The organism is Vibrio sp. Vb1980, assembly GCF_033338615.1.
GTDB classification, from domain to species: domain Bacteria; phylum Pseudomonadota; class Gammaproteobacteria; order Enterobacterales; family Vibrionaceae; genus Vibrio; species Vibrio alginolyticus.
This window is the reverse complement of sequence record NZ_JAWOSZ010000107.1, coordinates 1-623: the sequence shown is the minus strand read 5'-3', so window position 1 is coordinate 623 and position 623 is coordinate 1. Positions and strand designations below refer to the sequence as shown.

The 623-nt window shown below is 48.8% G+C and carries 1 protein-coding gene; it reads left to right on the top strand.

What is annotated here, in order from left to right:
* A partial coding sequence (locus R7F64_RS24005; RefSeq protein WP_318072167.1) for an FAD-binding protein occupies nt 1-623 on the top strand: 623 nt, incomplete at both ends.

Sequence of the window (623 nt, the reverse complement as noted above, 5' to 3'; positions counted from 1 at the left end):
CAAGTTTCTGGTCAAGCGATTAAGCAACTTGCGGATGGCAGCGAAGCGGAAGTTCAAGGTCTATACGCTTGTGGTGAAATTGCTTCTGTGTCTGTACACGGTGCAAACCGTCTAGGTGGTAACTCACTGCTTGACTTGGTGGTATTTGGTCGTGCAACAGGCCTACACCTAGGTGAGACTCTTGCTGCTCAAGTTGAAGCTCGCCCTGCAACTGAATCAGACATCGAAGCTTCTCTAGCGCGCACTATGCGTTGGGAAAATAGCACTGGTGGCGAAGATCCAGTACAAATCCGTAAAGACCTACAACGCTGTATGCAAAACAGCTTCTCGGTATTCCGAGAAGGTGATGCAATGGCGACGGGCCTAGAAGAGTTGAAGGTAATTCGTGAACGTCTGAAAGATGCTCACTTAGCCGACAAATCTTCTGAGTTCAACACGCAACGTATTGAGTGTCTAGAACTAGATAACCTGATGGAAACCGCGTTCTCAACAGCAGTTGCAGCAAACTACCGTACAGAAAGTCGTGGTGCTCATGCTCGCTTCGACTTCCCTGATCGTGATGATGAGAACTGGCTATGCCACTCTATCTACAACCCGGAAACCGAAGCGATGACTAAGCGTGA